This window comes from Staphylococcus sp. EG-SA-2 (assembly GCF_017152085.1).
The window spans coordinates 1-1,456 of the sequence record NZ_JACYHC010000770.1 but is presented as its reverse complement, the minus strand read 5'-3'; the positions used below and the strand labels follow the sequence as shown (position 1 = coordinate 1,456).

At 32.5% G+C, this 1,456-nt stretch carries 1 pseudogene; it reads right to left on the bottom strand.

The window, feature by feature from the left end:
• Positions 1-1,456 (bottom strand): annotated as a pseudogene (gene sdrD / locus IDG60_RS13935) (MSCRAMM family adhesin SdrD); the annotation flags it as partial.

Below are 1,456 nucleotides of genomic sequence, written 5' to 3'. Positions count from 1 at the left end.
TAACTTTAACATCTTTGATACCTTTTTCAGTTGAATCTTGTTTGCCGTCTTTATTACTGTCGTACCAAACATAATCACCTAAACTATATTTTGGTGTTTTATAGAAACCACTGTCTAATGTCATGTTATCTGCATCTTTAATGACACCTGTTGTTGTTAAACCATTAGAATCTTTTTCAGTATCATTTCCAGAAGTTACTGAAGTTGGTGTATAACCTGATGGTGTCTCGAATTCAACTTTATAAGTTCCATTGTTTAAATCAGTGAATTGATATTTACCATTTTCATCTGTTGTAACTGTTTTTAAAACTTTGTCGTTTTCATCTTTTAACGTAACTGTTACACCTGAAATACCCTTTTCATCTTTATCTTGAACACCGTTTTTATTTGTATCTTCCCATACATAGTCACCTAAGTTGTAAGTCGGTTTGTAGAAACCAGAGTCAATAGTATCGTTATCTTTATCTTTAATGACACCTGTTGTTGATGTACCATTTGAATCTATACCTTCATCAGTTCCTGAACCTACTTGTGTTGGTGTGTAACCTGATGGTGTTTCGAATTCAACTTTATAAGTTCCATTTTCTAATCCAGTAAATTGATATTTACCATCTTTATCTGTTTTAGTTGTTTGTAAAACTTCACCGTTTTCATTTTTCAATGTAACTGTTACGCCTGAAATACCTTTTTCAGTTGAATCCTGCTTACCATCTTTATTTGTATCTTCCCATACATAATTACCTAAATTATATTTTGGTGTTTTGTAGAATCCACTATCTAATGTCATGTTATCAGCACCATTAATAACACCTGTTGTTGTTAAACCATTAGAGTCTTTTTCAATGTCGCTACCAGATGTTACTGTAGTCGGTGTATAGCCTTCTGGTGTAGTAAATTCAACTTTATAATTACCATTATCTAAATCAGTAAATTTATATTTGCCATCTGCGTCTGTTGTAACTGTTTTTAACACGTTACCGTTTTCATCTTTTAATGTTACCGTTACGCCAGATATACCTTTTTCATCTTGGTCTTGGATACCATTTTTATTTGTATCTTCCCAGACATAGTCACCTAAGTTGTATTTAGGTTTGTAAATACCTAAGTCTGCAGATAAGTTATCTTTGCCATTAACTGTAATAACTGAAGATAAGCCGTTTGAATCTAATTCTTCGTTATTACCTTGTTTTGAAGGGGTTACTTCATAACCTTTTGGTAAGTTTGAAAATTCTACACGGTAATCTCCATTAGGTAAGTTTGGAATCAAGTATGACCCATCTTCTTTAGTAACTGCTTCTCCTACTTTTGTATTTGTATTATTATCAAATACAGTTACAGTTACATTGCCAACGCCTTTTTCTCCTAATTCTTGAACACCGTTTTTATTAGTATCTTCCCATACGTAGTTACCAATTTTATATACTTCTTGACCAGCTCCGCCACTTTGGTTATTAGT